Origin of the sequence: Enterobacter sp. MGH 37 (assembly GCF_000534515.1) — a bacterium.
Classification (GTDB): Bacteria; Pseudomonadota; Gammaproteobacteria; order Enterobacterales; family Enterobacteriaceae; genus Enterobacter; species Enterobacter kobei.
This window is the reverse complement of record NZ_KI973206.1, coordinates 1,623,649-1,638,556: the sequence shown is the minus strand read 5'-3', so window position 1 is coordinate 1,638,556 and position 14,908 is coordinate 1,623,649. Positions and strand designations below refer to the sequence as shown.

At 55.5% G+C, this 14,908-nt stretch carries 12 protein-coding genes and 1 tRNA gene; 8 read left to right on the top strand and 5 right to left on the bottom strand.

Annotated elements, in window-relative coordinates; translation table 11 throughout:
• Positions 1-10 precede the first annotated feature (10 nt).
• A tRNA-Gly gene (locus L383_RS03560) sits at positions 11-86 on the bottom strand.
• Between the two features lie 196 nt (positions 87-282).
• Positions 283-828, bottom strand: a complete 546-nt coding sequence (orn, locus tag L383_RS03565; RefSeq protein ID WP_014882221.1) for an oligoribonuclease — start codon at positions 826-828, stop codon at positions 283-285.
• A gap of 107 nt (positions 829-935) precedes the next feature.
• Between orn and rsgA the strand changes: the two genes are divergently transcribed.
• The 3 genes from rsgA (at position 936) to mscM (ending at position 6,397) form a co-directional block, all read left to right on the top strand.
• On the top strand, positions 936-1,988 hold the full coding sequence (rsgA, locus tag L383_RS03570) for a small ribosomal subunit biogenesis GTPase RsgA (protein WP_014882220.1): 1,053 nt from the start codon (positions 936-938) through the stop codon (positions 1,986-1,988).
• Between the two features lie 97 nt (positions 1,989-2,085).
• Positions 2,086-3,054, top strand: coding sequence for an archaetidylserine decarboxylase (gene asd / locus L383_RS03575; protein ID WP_023331845.1), 969 nt, complete (start codon positions 2,086-2,088; stop codon positions 3,052-3,054).
• Between the two features lie 19 nt (positions 3,055-3,073).
• A complete protein-coding gene (mscM, locus tag L383_RS03580) occupies positions 3,074-6,397 on the top strand; it encodes a miniconductance mechanosensitive channel MscM (protein ID WP_023331844.1) in 3,324 nt (1,107 codons plus the stop codon).
• A gap of 36 nt (positions 6,398-6,433) precedes the next feature.
• On the opposite strand, the gene yjeM is transcribed toward mscM, so the two are convergent.
• Both yjeM and epmA read right to left on the bottom strand, forming a co-directional pair.
• A complete protein-coding gene (gene yjeM / locus L383_RS03585; protein WP_023331843.1) occupies positions 6,434-7,933 on the bottom strand; it encodes a glutamate/gamma-aminobutyrate family transporter YjeM in 1,500 nt (499 codons plus the stop codon).
• Positions 7,934-8,131: 198 nt separating this feature from the next.
• Complete coding sequence (gene epmA, locus L383_RS03590; RefSeq protein ID WP_014882216.1) at positions 8,132-9,109, bottom strand: elongation factor P--(R)-beta-lysine ligase; 978 nt, start codon at positions 9,107-9,109, stop codon at positions 8,132-8,134.
• Between the two features lie 310 nt (positions 9,110-9,419).
• Here epmA and frdA point away from each other — a divergent pair, with 310 nt between their 5' ends.
• The 4 genes from frdA to frdD are packed head-to-tail and all read left to right on the top strand — an operon-like array spanning position 9,420 to position 12,713.
• Positions 9,420-11,210, top strand: coding sequence for a fumarate reductase (quinol) flavoprotein subunit (gene frdA, locus L383_RS03595; protein WP_014882215.1), 1,791 nt, complete (start codon positions 9,420-9,422; stop codon positions 11,208-11,210).
• A complete protein-coding gene (gene frdB / locus L383_RS03600) occupies positions 11,203-11,937 on the top strand; it encodes a fumarate reductase iron-sulfur protein (protein ID WP_014882214.1) in 735 nt (244 codons plus the stop codon). Before frdA ends, frdB begins: the two co-directional genes overlap by 8 nt.
• Before the next feature lie 10 nt (positions 11,938-11,947).
• Positions 11,948-12,343: a fumarate reductase subunit FrdC gene (gene frdC, locus L383_RS03605; RefSeq protein ID WP_014882213.1), complete on the top strand. Its 396-nt coding sequence runs from the start codon at positions 11,948-11,950 to the stop codon at positions 12,341-12,343.
• A 10-nt stretch (positions 12,344-12,353) separates the two neighbouring features.
• Positions 12,354-12,713, top strand: a complete 360-nt coding sequence (frdD, locus tag L383_RS03610) for a fumarate reductase subunit FrdD (protein ID WP_023331842.1) — start codon at positions 12,354-12,356, stop codon at positions 12,711-12,713.
• Positions 12,714-12,742: 29 nt separating this feature from the next.
• On the opposite strand, the gene ampR is transcribed toward frdD, so the two are convergent.
• On the bottom strand, positions 12,743-13,618 hold the full coding sequence (gene ampR, locus L383_RS03615; RefSeq protein ID WP_014882212.1) for a LysR family transcriptional regulator AmpR: 876 nt from the start codon (positions 13,616-13,618) through the stop codon (positions 12,743-12,745).
• A gap of 132 nt (positions 13,619-13,750) precedes the next feature.
• Here ampR and L383_RS03620 point away from each other — a divergent pair, with 132 nt between their 5' ends.
• Positions 13,751-14,896: a cephalosporin-hydrolyzing class C beta-lactamase ACT-28 gene (locus L383_RS03620; RefSeq protein ID WP_023331841.1), complete on the top strand. Its 1,146-nt coding sequence runs from the start codon at positions 13,751-13,753 to the stop codon at positions 14,894-14,896.
• Positions 14,897-14,908 lie beyond the last annotated feature (12 nt).

The window sequence follows — 14,908 nt, the reverse complement described above, 5'->3', positions numbered from 1 at the left end:
TTTCAAATTTTGGAGCGGGAAACGAGACTCGAACTCGCGACCCCGACCTTGGCAAGGTCGTGCTCTACCAACTGAGCTATTCCCGCAAATCTGTACTGCTTTTGTTGCTGTCGTAACGTGTAATTCTCTGTCGTTACGGGAGGCGCATTATACGAGAAATCCTTTTAGCTGCAACCCCCCTTAAAGCGATTTTTTCGAAATTCAGTTCAAATGCTTATTAAATCGGCAAGCTGAACAATTTAACGACAAAAACCCGGCTACGCAAGGCGCCGGATCTCAAAATCACAGCTTAATAAAGTTTTCGCGGTAGTACGCAAGCTCTGCCACAGACTCACGAATATCGTCCATCGCCTGGTGCGTCCCCTGCTTTTTAAACCCATCAAGGATTTCAGGTTTCCAGCGGCGCGCCAGCTCTTTCAGGGTACTGACATCCAGATAGCGGTAGTGGAAGTAAGACTCCAGCTCCGGCATGTACTTAAACAGGAAACGGCGATCCTGGCCAATGCTATTCCCACAGATAGGCGATTTACCTGCCGGAACCCATTGTTTCAGGAACTCAAGCGTCGCCAGTTCTGCCTCGCGATCGCCCAACGTGCTGGCCTTCACGCGATCCACCAGGCCGCTACCGGTGTGGGTGCGCACGTTCCATTCATCCATCAAAGCCAGCTGATCGTCGGACTGATGCACGGCAATCGTCGGCCCTTCGGCCAGAATATTCAGGTTGGCGTCCGTCACCAGAGTTGCAATCTCAATAATGCGATCGCGCTCGGGATCCAGCCCGGTCATTTCGAGATCGATCCAAATCAGGTTGTTTTCATCCGCGCTCATGTTATTTTCCACCCTTCTCGCATAACCGGCAGTAGCAGGTTAACTAGTATTAATTAGAGTGTATCATAGAGGTTTTGCCCCTTACGGGCGACCAGGAGCCAGCGCGATTGAGTAAAAATAAACTCTCCAAAGGGCAGCAGCGCCGCGTAAACGCCAACCACCAGCGCCGTCTTAAAACCACTTCGGAGAAGCCGGATTATGACGATAACCTGTTTGGTGAAGCGACAGAAGGCGTCGTCATCAGCCGTTTCGGTATGCATGCCGATGTGGAATCCGCCGACGGGGATATTCACCGCTGCAATATCCGTCGCACCATCCGTTCACTGGTTACCGGCGATCGCGTGGTCTGGCGTCCGGGTAAAGAGGCGGCTGAAGGGGTCACGGTTAAAGGTATCGTTGAAGCCGTGCATGAACGCACGTCGGTGCTCACCCGCCCGGATTTCTACGATGGCGTGAAGCCGATTGCCGCCAACATTAACCAGATCGTTATTGTTTCGGCGATTTTACCTGAGCTTTCGCTCAACATTATCGACCGTTACCTTGTCGCCTGCGAAACGCTGCAGGTTGAGCCGATCATTGTATTAAACAAAATCGATCTGCTGGACGACGACGGGATGGCCTTCGTCAATGAGCAGATGGATATCTATCGCAATATTGGCTATCGCGTCCTGATGGTCTCAAGCCATACCAAAGATGGTCTGAAACCGCTGGAAGAGGCGCTCACCGATCGCATCAGCATCTTTGCGGGCCAGTCCGGCGTGGGCAAATCGAGTCTGCTGAACAATTTGCTTGGCCTCCAGCAGGCGATCCTTACCAATGATGTGTCTGATGTCTCGGGTCTTGGCCAGCACACCACCACCGCATCACGCCTGTATCACTTCCCGCACGGGGGCGATGTCATCGACTCCCCGGGCGTGCGCGAGTTCGGTTTGTGGCATCTTGAACCGGAACAAATCTTCAACGGATTTGTCGAATTCCATGATTATTTAGGCGCTTGCAAGTACCGCGACTGTAAACACGATAACGACCCAGGTTGCGCTATCCGTGAAGCCGTCGAAAAAGGTGAGATTGCGGAGACCCGCTTCGAGAATTACCACCGCATTCTTGAGAGCATGGATCAGGTAAAAACGCGTAAAAACTTTTCTGATTCTGACAACTGACAACTAAGCTAAGCATCGCTAAAATCGTCCCCTTTTTTCAGGTTCCGGCGGCTTACCGCCGGATCAGGAACGACAAAACAATGGCCTGGAGGCTACCTTGTTAAACGCATTTAAACTTTCGCTTCAATACATTCTGCCAAAACTGTGGCTCACTCGCCTGGCGGGCTGGGGCGCAAGCAAACGCGCGGGCTGGCTGACCAAACTGGTCATCGACCTTTTTGTGAAGTATTACAAGGTCGACATGAAAGAGGCACAGAAGCCAGACACCGCCAGCTACCGTACCTTCAACGAGTTTTTTGTACGCCCGCTGCGCGATGAAGTGCGTCCGCTGAACACCGACCCTAACGTACTGGTGATGCCCGCTGACGGCGTGATCAGCCAGCTGGGTAATATCGAAGACGACAAAATCCTGCAGGCGAAAGGCCATAACTACAGCCTGGAAGCGCTGCTGGCGGGTAACTACCTGATGGCGGACCTGTTCCGTAACGGTACGTTTGCGACCACCTACCTGTCGCCGCGCGACTATCACCGCGTACACATGCCGTGTAACGGTATCCTGCGTGAGATGATCTACGTTCCGGGCGATCTCTTCTCCGTGAACCACCTGACCGCGCAGAACGTACCGAACCTGTTTGCCCGTAACGAACGCGTCATCTGCCTGTTCGATACTGAATTTGGCCCGATGGCGCAAATTCTGGTGGGCGCGACCATTGTCGGCAGTATTGAAACCGTCTGGGCTGGCACCATCACGCCTCCGCGTGAAGGTATCATCAAACGCTGGACGTGGCCTGCCGGTGAAGCGGAAGGCTCTGTCGCCCTGCTGAAAGGTCAGGAGATGGGGCGCTTCAAGCTGGGCTCTACCGTTATCAACCTGTTTGCGCCGGGCAAAGTGAAGCTGGCTGAACAGCTTGAAAGCCTGTCGGTGACCAAACTTGGCCAGCCGCTGGCAGTCTCCACCGAAACTTTTGTGACACCCGATGCAGAACCTGCTCCGCTGTCACAAGAAGAGATCAACGCCGAGCATGACGCCAGCCCGCTGGTTGACGACAAAAAAGACGAAGGCTAACAACAGAAGGATCGCTGACGTGCGCCCGATTATCGTTCTACTGATGGCCTGGTGCCTCAGCATGGGGGCGTACGCAGCGACAGCCCCCGACGCCAAACAGATAAGTCAGGAACTGGAGCAGGCAAAAGCGGCCAAACCCGCTCAGCCAGAGACCGTCGAGTCGCTTCAGTCCGCACTGAACGCGCTTGAAGAGCGGAAAGGCTCTCTTGAGCGCGCTCAGCAATATCAGCAAGTTATCGACAACTTCCCCAAACTATCGCAAACATTGCGCGCGCAGCTGGCTAATCTGCGTGATGAGCCGCGCGATGTGCCAGCCAACATGACCACGGACGCCCTGAATCAGGAAATCCTGCAGGTCAGCAGCCAGCTTCTGGAGAAGAGCCGTCTGGCTCAGCAGGAGCAAGAGCGTGCACGTGAAATTGCCGACTCCCTCAGCCAGCTCCCGCAGCAGCAAACCGACGCCCGTCGCCAGCTTAATGAAGTTGAGCGCCGCGTGGGTACGCAAACTGGCAACACGCCGCAGGCGCAGGCACAAAATCTTGGTCTGCAGGCGGAATCGGCGCGTCTGAAAGCCCTGGTAGATGAACTGGAACTGGCGCAGCTGTCCGCCAATAACCGCCAGGAGCTGTCGCGGATGCGCTCGGAACTCGCACAAAAGCAGAGCGAGCAGCTGGATGCGTATCTTCAGGCCCTGCGTAATCAGCTTAATAGCCAGCGCCAGCGCGAGGCCGAACGTGCTCTCGAAAGCACCGAACTGCTGGCGGAAAACAGTGCCAACCTGCCAGCGGACATCGTCGATCAGTTTAAGGTCAACCGTGAGCTTTCTGCCGCACTGAATCAGCAGGCGCAGCGTATGGATCTGGTTGCCTCACAGCAACGTCAGGCGACCAATCAAACCCTGCAGGTGCGTCAGGCGCTCAACACCCTGCGCGAACAGTCCCAGTGGCTTGGGTCATCAAACCTGCTGGGCGAGGCGTTGCGTGCCCAGGTTGCGCGTCTGCCGGAAATGCCGAAGCCGCAGCAGCTGGATACCGAGATGGCCCAGCTACGCGTTCAGCGATTACATTTTGAGGATCTACTCAATAAGCAGCCGCAAATTCGCCAAATCCGACAGGCGGATGGCCAGCCCCTGACCAGCGAGCAAAACCGGATTCTGGAAGCTCAGCTGCGTACCCAGCGTGAACTGCTGAACTCCCTGCTGCAGGGCGGCGATACGCTGATTCTGGAGCTGACTAAGCTCAAGGTTTCCAACAGCCAGCTGGAAGATGCGCTGAAAGAGGTCAACGAGGCAACGCACCGTTATCTTTTCTGGACATCCGACGTGCGTCCAATGACCTTCTCATGGCCGATCGAGATCGTGCAGGATTTGCGCCGTCTGATTTCGCTGGACACCGTCAGCCAACTGGGACAGGCCAGCGTGATGATGCTGACCAGCAAAGAGACCATCTTCCCGCTGCTGGGCGCGTTGATTCTGGTGGGATTCAGCATTTACTCACGCAGGCATTTCACCCGTTTCCTGGAGCGTTCCAGCGCACGGGTGGGGAAAGTCACTCAGGACCATTTCTGGCTGACGCTGCGCACCGTGTTCTGGTCGATACTTGTCGCCTCTCCGCTGCCGGTGCTGTGGATGACGCTCGGTTACGGGCTACGGGAAGCCTGGCCCTATCCACTCGCCGTTGCCATTGGCGATGGCGTGACCGCCACGGTACCGCTGCTGTGGGTCGTGATGATCTGCGCCACCCTCGCGCGGCCAAATGGCCTTTTCATTGCCCACTTTGGCTGGCCACGTAACCGCGTTGCGCGCGCCATGCGCTACTACCTGATGAGCATCGGGCTGATTGTGCCGCTGATTATGGCGCTGATCATGTTTGATAATCTCGATGACCGCGAGTTCTCAGGCTCGCTGGGCCGCCTCTGCTTTATGCTGATATGCGGTGCGCTGGCCATTGTCACGCTCAGCCTGAAACGTGCGGGGATACCGCTCTATCTGGATAAATCCGGTAGCGGCGACAACATGTTTAACCGACTGCTCTGGAACCTGCTGCTCAGTGCCCCTCTGATTGCAATGCTGGCTGCAGCAGTGGGATATCTGGCTACCTCGAAGGCGCTACTGGCGCGTCTGGAAACCTCTGTGGCGATCTGGTTCCTGCTTCTGGTGGTGTATCACGTTATCCGCCGCGGAATGCTGATCCAGCGCCGTCGTCTGGCCTTCGACCGCGCCAAGCATCGCCGGGCGGAGATCCTCGCTCAACGTGCGCGAGGTGAGGAAGAGTCAAACCATGTTAACAGCACGGAAGGCACGATAGACGCGGACGAGGTCGAACTGGATCTGGATGCCATCAGTACCCAGTCCCTGCGGCTGGTGCGTTCCATCCTGATGCTGATAGCCCTCCTGTCGGTAATCTTCCTGTGGTCGGAAATTCATTCCGCGTTTGGCTTCCTGGAGAACATCTCTCTGTGGGATGTGACGTCCACGGTGCAGGGCGTGGAAAGCCTGGAGCCGATTACCCTGGGTGCGGTGCTGATTGCCATTCTGGTGCTGATCATCACCACCCAACTGGTGCGTAACTTCCCGGCACTGCTCGAGCTGGCGCTATTGCAGCATCTGGATTTAACCCCCGGCACGGGATATGCGATTACCACCATCACCAAATACCTGATATTGCTTTTTGGTGGGATGGTCGGTTTCTCAATGATTGGTATCGAGTGGTCTAAACTGCAGTGGCTGGTCGCCGCGCTGACGTTTGGCCTGGGTTTTGGCATGCAGGAGATTTTCGCCAACTTTGTGTCCGGCCTGATCATCCTGTTTGAAAAACCGATTCGTATAGGCGATACGGTGACGATTCGCGATCTGACCGGTAGCGTAACGAAGATCAACACTCGCGCCACCACAATCAGTGACTGGGACCGTAAAGAGATCATCGTGCCTAACAAGGCGTTTATCACCGAGCAGTTTATCAACTGGTCGTTGTCAGACTCCGTCACGCGTGTGGTGCTGACAGTGCCGGCACCGTCGGATGCTAACAGTGAAGAAGTCACGCAGATCCTCTATACCGCTGCCGAACGCTGCACGCTGGTGCTCGATAACCCTGCACCGGAAGTGTTCCTGGTCGATTTACAACAGGGGATCCAGATTTTCGAGCTGCGTATCTACGCCGCCGAAATGGGGCACCGAATGCCGCTTCGCCACGAGATCCACCAGCTGATTCTGGCGGGCTTCCGCGAGCACGGAATTGATATGCCGTTCCCACCGTTCCAGATGCGTCTGGAAAGTATGGACGGACGAAAGATGGGTAAAACCCTAACCTCGGCGGCAAGAACCCGCCCGGCAGGAAGTTTGTAACTGTCTCCCCTCCCTTTCGGGAGGGGTATTTTAGCGCTATGCCACTTCCGTGACGAACGCCTGCGAGCGTCGACGGTAATTCTCGTAAATCCCCATCGCCAGCAGCGAGAAGAAGATCGGCCCACCAACCATCCACAACGCGCTGTTCCAGTCATTCGCCTCAACCACGGGCTGTATAACGGTAAAGATGTTGGCAAACGCCACGACCAGCACCACCACCGTGGTCGCCAGCAGCGTTGCCGCGCGGGTTTTGAAGATCACAAACGGACGCTCAAGATCATGCTTCGCTTTGAAGAACGGGAACGCCAGGGTCAGGAACAGGTAGGGCAGCGTCATCGACACGTTCGCCATCAGGGTCAGCTTGTTGTAAAACGCAGACGCCGTATCGCCACCAAAAGACACCAGCAGGATGAACATGCAGACCAGCAGACACTGCATCCACATAGCGTTAGCTGGCATTCCTGCGGTGTTCAACTGCGTCATGCGTGCTGGCCACAGCGCTTTAGGCGTACCCTGAATGATCGCTTTCAGCGGCGAGTAGATCAGCGTGAAGAATGCGCCAGTATAGGCGAGGAACATCGACAGGCCGGTGATACGCGCAAACCAGACTCCCATTACCGATGCCGCCTCGGGGCTCAGGTTCATCGCCTGCCCCAGGGTCATCCCCAGGCTTTTCATTAGCACATAGGTAATGTTACCGAGGTTAGTGGTGTTATTGCTCAACACCTGTTGCCAGTTGGTGCTGACGCCCCAGAGGAAAATGGCCAGTGAATAGCCGATGGAAATCACGATAGCGGCAAAAATAATCCCTTTGGCGAAGTTCTTTTCCGGGTTCTCGGTCTTGTCGACCAGCCCGCCTACCGCTTCAATACCACCGTAAGCGAAGATGGCAAACACCACAAAGGAGAGCATAGCCAGCCCGGACTGATAACCCGGATTAGGGGATGAAACAAAATTGACCTCCTGCGCAAAATGCCCGCCGTTCAGGCACAGAATAGCGATACTCACCAGCAGCAGCACCAGGTTCAGACACATCACTGAAATACCACCAACCGCGGTGATACGGGCAATTTTGTTGATACCTTTCGACGCCACCAGCGTGACCATCACCATCCAGAAGACTGCCAGAATACCGACGACCTGCGTGGAGCTCAGCCCTGCCAGAGACCAGACCTGCGTTTTATCCGTACCAAAAAGAAACGTGGAGAACGGCACCCAGACTTTGGCCGCCGTGCTGACCATCCACACGACGTAGGATGAAAACCACATAAACGTCCCGATAAACGCGTAACGCGGGCCGATACTGTTGTTCATCCACGAATAGATACCGCCCTCTTCTTTTCGGTAAGCCGAGCCCATCTCCGCCATCATTAGCGCAAACGGGATAAAGAAGAACAGAGCAGAAACGATATAAAACGGCGTCGCGCTATAGCCCATCAGATAGAAAGCCGACGGGCTGTTAGCAAAGCCAAAAACTGACGTAAAAATCATCAGTATGAGCCCGGTAAGGGTCATTTTTTTGAGTGAGTGGGACATATAACCATCCGAAGAGGAATTAAACTGCGCGGATGGTAGCAGATGACCAGACAAATATTGTGGCTATGCGAGGCAATTTAAGAAAAAGACCCGTGTACACAGAAAATGGCAGTTTTTAATGTTGCCATGACGAAATGGAAAGGATAATTTCCACCAGAAGCTTAGGCCGGGTAAGCAATAGCGCCACCCGGCAATTCTTTACGCGCGATCGACCGTAAAGGCAATCACATCGCCCAGTTGCTCTGCGCCAAGAGCCAGCATTACCAGACGGTCAACACCCAGCGCTACGCCTGAGCAGTCCGGCAGACCGGCTTTTAACGCTTCCAGCAGGTTGTTATCAATTGGCTGCTGCGGCAGACCACGCGCGCCGCGCTTGCGGTTATCCTGCTCAAAACGCTGCTGCTGTTCACGCGCGTCGGTCAGTTCGTGGAAACCGTTCGCCAGCTCGATGCCTTTGTAATAGACCTCAAAACGCTCCGCCACGCGGTGATCTTCGGTGCTGATCTGCGCCAGTGACGCCTGGCTTGCCGGGAAATGGTAAACGAAGGTCGGGCGATCTTTGCCAATCAGTGGTTCAACACCAAAAGTGAACAGCAGTTGCAGCAGCGTGTCGCGATCCTCTTCGGTATCCGCCACGTTGCTCAGATCCAGTTTTGCCGCCACTTCGCGCAGCTGAGCCTTGTCCGCCGACAGCGGATCGATTTCCAGATGGCGCTGGAAAGCCTGCTGATAAGAGAGCGTTTCTGCTTCTGAACACTCCAGTACCTGCTGCAGCAGATCGTCCACCTCATTCATCAGGCGGTACATATCATAATGCGGGCGGTACCACTCCAGCATGGTGAATTCCGGGTTATGGTGACGACCCATCTCTTCATTTCGGAAACTGCGGCACAGCTGATACACCGGACCACACCCCGCCGCCAGCAGGCGTTTCATGTGGTATTCCGGGCTGGTCATCAGATACAGATTCATGCCCTGAGAGTGGCCAGGACCAACAAAACGGGTTTCAAACGGGACCAGATGAATATCCGTCACCGTTGCCTGACTCATGCACGGGGTTTCCACCTCCAGGACGCCGCGGTCGGCAAAGAAACGGCGGATCTCCGTCATAATTGCAGCGCGTTTTAACAGATTTGGGATGGATGCGCTCGGCTGCCAGGTGGCCGTTTCGCTCATGAGTTTTTCTCCGATTTCAGACAAGGGCACGAAGTCTACTCGTTAGCAGGGACAGAGACAAATTTTGCGCAGTAAAAAAGCGTATTTCATTTAGGTTGATTATTTCGTGACGTAATTCATCAATCACCATGATAAATCACCGCACAGAACAGCAAAAAAATCGAACACGTCAAATTTCCCTGACATCTACACGGTTATACTCTTTTACCCATAAAGGAGCAGTGGAAACGCTTTCGCAATCGTCCCTTTGGACGGGTGAACTACCTTTAGTTTGTCGCGTTGCGAAATAACAAAAATCTGGAGGAATGTCGTGCAAACTTTTCAAGCCGATCTTGCCGTAATTGGCGCTGGCGGGGCTGGATTACGTGCTGCGATTGCTGCAGCGCAGGCTAATCCAAACGCTAAAATCGCACTGATTTCAAAAGTCTATCCGATGCGCAGCCACACTGTTGCCGCAGAAGGAGGGTCCGCCGCCGTTGCGCAGGATCATGACAGCTTTGAATACCATTTCCACGACACGGTTGCAGGGGGCGACTGGCTTTGCGAACAGGATGTCGTTGACTACTTTGTCCATCATTGTCCAACGGAGATGACCCAGCTTGAGCAGTGGGGATGTCCGTGGAGCCGCCGTCCGGACGGCAGCGTCAACGTCCGCCGCTTCGGCGGAATGAAGATTGAACGCACCTGGTTCGCCGCCGATAAGACCGGCTTCCACATGTTGCATACCCTGTTCCAGACCTCCCTTCAGTTCCCACAAATTCAGCGCTTTGATGAACATTTCGTCCTCGATATCCTGGTTGATGACGGGCATGCGCGCGGCCTGGTGGCAATGAACATGATGGAAGGCACGCTCGTTCAGATCCGCGCTAACGCGGTGGTGATGGCAACGGGCGGCGCGGGACGCGTGTACCGCTATAACACCAACGGCGGCATCGTTACCGGTGACGGCATGGGCATGGCGCTCAGCCACGGCGTGCCGCTGCGTGATATGGAGTTTGTGCAGTATCACCCAACCGGTCTGCCAGGGTCCGGCATTTTGATGACGGAAGGCTGCCGCGGTGAAGGCGGTATTCTGGTCAACAAAAACGGCTACCGCTATCTGCAGGATTACGGTATGGGTCCGGAAACGCCGCTTGGCGAGCCGAAGAACAAATACATGGAACTCGGCCCGCGCGACAAAGTTTCTCAGGCCTTCTGGCACGAGTGGCGCAAAGGCAACACCATCTCAACGCCGCGCGGCGACGTGGTTTACCTTGACCTGCGTCACCTGGGCGAGAAGAAACTGCTGGAACGTCTGCCGTTTATCTGTGAGCTGGCGAAAGCCTATGTGGGCGTCGACCCGGTGAAAGAGCCGATTCCGGTTCGCCCAACTGCACACTACACCATGGGCGGTATCGAAACCGATCAGCAGTGCGAAACCCGTATTCAGGGCCTGTTTGCGGTGGGCGAATGTTCCTCTGTGGGTCTGCACGGCGCCAACCGTCTGGGATCTAACTCGCTGGCAGAGCTGGTGGTCTTTGGCCGCATGGCGGGCGAACGCGCAATGGAGCGTGCCGCAACCGCAGGCGAAGCTAACGGTGCCGCGCTGGATGCGCAGGTCGCAGACGTTGAAAAACGCCTGAAAGACCTGGTGAACCAGGAAGGTAACGAGAACTGGTCGAAGATCCGCGATGAAATGGGTCTGTCGATGGAAGAAGGCTGCGGTATCTACCGTACCCCTGAGCTGATGCAGAAAACCGTCGACAAGCTGGCGGAGCTGCAGGAGCGCTTCAAGCGCGTGCGCATCACCGACACCTCCAGCGTCTTCAATACCGACCTGCTCTATACCATTGAGCTGGGCCACGGCCTGAACGTCGCGGAATGTATGGCGCACTCTGCGCTGGCGCGTAAAGAGTCGCGTGGGGCACACCAGCGTCTGGACGAAGGCTGCACCGAGCGTGACGACGTCAATTTCCTGAAACACACTCTCGCCTGGCGCGATGCGGATGGCACAACGCGCCTGGACTACAGCGACGTGAAAATCACCACGCTGCCGCCGGCTAAACGCGTGTACGGCGCAGAAGCAGAAGCCGCCGAGAAGAAGGAGAAAGCGAATGGCTGAGATGCAAAAACTGAAAGTTGAAGTGGTGCGCTACAATCCGGAAGTGGATACCGCCCCCCACAGCGCTTTCTATGAAGTGCCTTATGACGAGCAAACCTCCCTGCTGGATGCGCTCGGCTATATCAAAGATAACCTGGCACCGGACCTGAGCTACCGCTGGTCCTGCCGCATGGCAATCTGCGGCTCCTGCGGCATGATGGTCAACAAAGTGCCGAAGCTGGCATGTAAAACCTTCCTGCGCGATTACACCAAAGGCATCAAGGTGGAAGCATTGGGTAATTTCCCAATCGAGCGCGATCTGGTGGTCGATATGACGCACTTTATCGAAAGTCTGGAAGCGATTAAGCCGTACATCATTGGCAACCCGCGTACTCCTGATCAGGGACCCAATACCCAGACGCCAGCGCAGATGGCGAAATACCATCAGTTCTCCGGCTGCATCAACTGCGGCCTGTGCTACGCCGCTTGTCCCCAGTTTGGCCTGAACCCTGAGTTCATCGGCCCGGCCGCCATTACCCTGGCGCACCGCTATAACGAAGACAGCCGCGACCACGGTAAAAAAGAACGCATGGCGCAGCTTAACAGCCAGAACGGCGTCTGGACCTGTACCTTTGTGGGTTATTGCTCCGAAGTCTGTCCGAAGCATGTCGACCCTGCCGCCGCAATTCAGCAGGGTAAAGTGGAAAGCTCGAAAGACTTTCTTATCGCTACCCTGAAACCACGCTAAGGAGTGCATGATGACGACTAAACGCAAAGCCTATGTGCGGCCAGTGCCGTCCACCTGGTGGAAAAACCTGCCGTTTTATCGCTTCTACATGCTGCGTGAAGGCACGGCGGTACCGGCGGTCTGGTTCAGCCTTGAGCTGATGTATGGCGTTTTTGCCCTCAAGCACGGGCCGGAAACCTGGGCGAACTTTGTCGGTTTCCTGCAAAACCCCATCATCGTAATTCTGAACCTGATCGTGCTCGCGGCAGCGCTGCTTCATACCAAAACCTGGTTTGAACTGGCGCCAAAAGCGGCAAACATCATCGTAAAAGGCGAGAAAATGGGGCCAGAGCCGGTGATTAAAGGGCTATGGGGAGTGACGATCCTGGTCACTGTGGTCATTCTGTTTGTCGCACTGTTCTGGTAAGGAGACGACTGTGATTAATCCAAATCCAAAACGTTCAGACGAGCCGGTCTTCTGGGGCCTGTTTGGCGCAGGCGGCATGTGGAGCGCCATCATCGCGCCGGTGATCATTCTGCTGGTCGGGATTATGCTGCCGCTGGGGTTATTCCCGGGCGATGCGCTGAGCTACGAACGCGTGCTGGCGTTTGCGAGCAGCTTTATTGGTCGGGTATTCATCTTCCTGATGATCGTCCTGCCGCTGTGGTGTGGCCTGCACCGTACTCACCATGCGATGCATGACCTGAAAATCCATGTACCGAGCGGTAAATGGGTGTTCTACGGTCTGGCGACCATCCTGACCGTAGTGACGCTGATTGCCGTGGTCACTATCTGATACATCTGGCCCGCCCTCCGGCGGGCCTTTTATTTCTGCATTTTTCCCACCAGCCATTGAGCAAACTCATGCATTGCGGGGGTTTCAGCCCTCGACTGTAATCGCGTGAGCCAGTAACTCCCCAGGTCAATCCGGGTGGCAAACGGCTGCACGATACGCTCGCTATTGAGCAGATGGGTAAACATATCCACAGGTGCTATGGCGATGCCCACACCTGCCTGCGCGGCTTCCAGCATGGTCACGGACGAATCAAAGACCATCACCCGATGCGTGGGTGACGGGGGATGTTCACCTGCCGCCTGCATCCACGCCGACCATTCGTCGCGTCGGTAGGAGCGCAGCAGGGTAAACTTCAGAATGTCGGCCGGAGACTGGAGCCCGAGAGCAATATCGGGTGAGCAAAGCGGGGACAGCGGTGCAGAACACAGGAACTGCGCTTCAGTGCCGTGCCACGCCCCGCCACCGTAGCGAATCGTATAATCCAGCCCTTCCGCCGCGGGATCGACGCGGTTGTTATGGGTCGAAAGATGAAGATCGATATGCGGATAGCAGCGACGAAAGTCCGCGAGCTGCGAGAATAAAACACCGGTAGCAAAGGTGCCGACCACACCCACTTTTAGCTTCTCCTGGGCGCGATGACTGGCAAAGCGATCCAGCATTCCGGCGATCCGATCGAATGAATCATTCAACACCGGCAGCAAGTTTTCACCTTCCGTGGTCAGCATCAGCCCGCGCGAAACGCGGACAAACAGCTGACAATTCAGATGCTGCTCCAGCGCTTTAACGTGCTGGCTGATGGCAGAGTGGGTCACGTTCAGCTCTATCGCGGCATGCGTAAAACTGAGGTGTCTGGCGGCCGCTTCGAAAGCGCGAAGCGAATTAAGCGGGAGATAGCTGCGGGTCATCATTACATCCGTTAGAAAAATTAACAGCTAATGCTAAATTTAACCGTTTGTCAGCCACAGTCAAATCCAACAGACTACTGAGGTCTGACGGGCCCGGACACTCCCTTGAACCGCTATTACGGAAGAAAACTGATGAAGACAAAATCCCTTTGCTGTGCCCTGCTGCTCAGCACCTCCTGCTCTGTTCTCGCCGCGCCGATGTCAGAGAAACAGCTGTCTGACGTGGTGGAACGTACCGTTACCCCCCTGATGAAAGCGCAAGCCATTCCGGGCATGGCGGTAGCGGTGATTTATCAGGGTCAGCCGCACTACTTTACCTTCGGAAAGGCCGATGTTGCGGCGAACAAACCTGTCACCCCGCAAACCCTGTTTGAGCTGGGCTCTATAAGTAAAACCTTCACCGGCGTATTAGGTGGCGATGCGATTGCGCGCGGAGAAATATCGCTGGGCGACCCCGTGACAAAGTACTGGCCCGAGCTAACAGGCAAGCAGTGGCAGGGTATTCGCATGTTGGATCTGGCGACCTACACCGCGGGTGGCCTGCCGCTACAGGTGCCGGATGAGGTCACGGATAACGCCTCCCTGCTGCGTTTCTATCAACACTGGCAACCGCAGTGGAAACCAGGCGCAACGCGTCTTTATGCGAACGCCAGCATCGGGCTTTTTGGCGCCCTCGCGGTTAAACCCTCCGGCATGAGCTTTGAACAGGCCATGACGAAGCGGGTCTTCAAGCCACTCAAACTGGACCATACATGGATTAACGTTCCGAAAGAAGAAGAGGCGCATTACGCCTGGGGATACCGTGATGGTAAAGCAATCCACGTTTCACCGGGAATGCTGGATGCCGAAGCGTATGGTGTCAAAACCAACATCCAGGATATGGCGAGCTGGCTGAAGGCCAACATGAACCCTGACGCCCTTCCGGATTCAACGTTGAAACAGGGTATTGCCCTGGCACAGTCTCGCTACTGGCGCGTGGGTGCCATGTATCAGGGTCTGGGCTGGGAGATGCTCAACTGGCCGGTAGAAGCCAAAACCGTCGTGGAGGGCAGCGATAACAAGGTGGCTCTTGCACCGTTACCGGTGGCAGAAGTGAACCCTCCAGCTCCGCCAGTAAAAGCATCATGGGTACATAAAACAGGCTCGACGGGTGGATTCGGCAGCTATGTCGCATTTATTCCTGAAAAGGAACTCGGCATTGTTATGCTGGCGAACAAGAGCTACCCGAACCCGGCGCGCGTGGAAGCGGCATACCGTATTCTGAGCGCTCTGCAGTAAAACCTTGCCGGG

Bases quoted from the DNA above. Each gene is read 5' to 3' on its own strand.
- frdC (WP_014882213.1), top strand. From the start codon at position 11,948: ATGACGACTAAACGCAAAGCCTATGTGCGGCCAGTGCCGTCCACCTGG.
- frdB (WP_014882214.1), top strand. From the start codon at position 11,203: ATGGCTGAGATGCAAAAACTGAAAGTTGAAGTGGTGCGCTACAATCCG.
- L383_RS03620 (WP_023331841.1), top strand. From the start codon at position 13,751: ATGAAGACAAAATCCCTTTGCTGTGCCCTGCTGCTCAGCACCTCCTGC.
- ampR (WP_014882212.1), bottom strand. From the start codon at position 13,618: ATGACCCGCAGCTATCTCCCGCTTAATTCGCTTCGCGCTTTCGAAGCG.
- epmA (WP_014882216.1), bottom strand. From the start codon at position 9,109: ATGAGCGAAACGGCCACCTGGCAGCCGAGCGCATCCATCCCAAATCTG.
- yjeM (WP_023331843.1), bottom strand. From the start codon at position 7,933: ATGTCCCACTCACTCAAAAAAATGACCCTTACCGGGCTCATACTGATG.
- orn (WP_014882221.1), bottom strand. From the start codon at position 828: ATGAGCGCGGATGAAAACAACCTGATTTGGATCGATCTCGAAATGACC.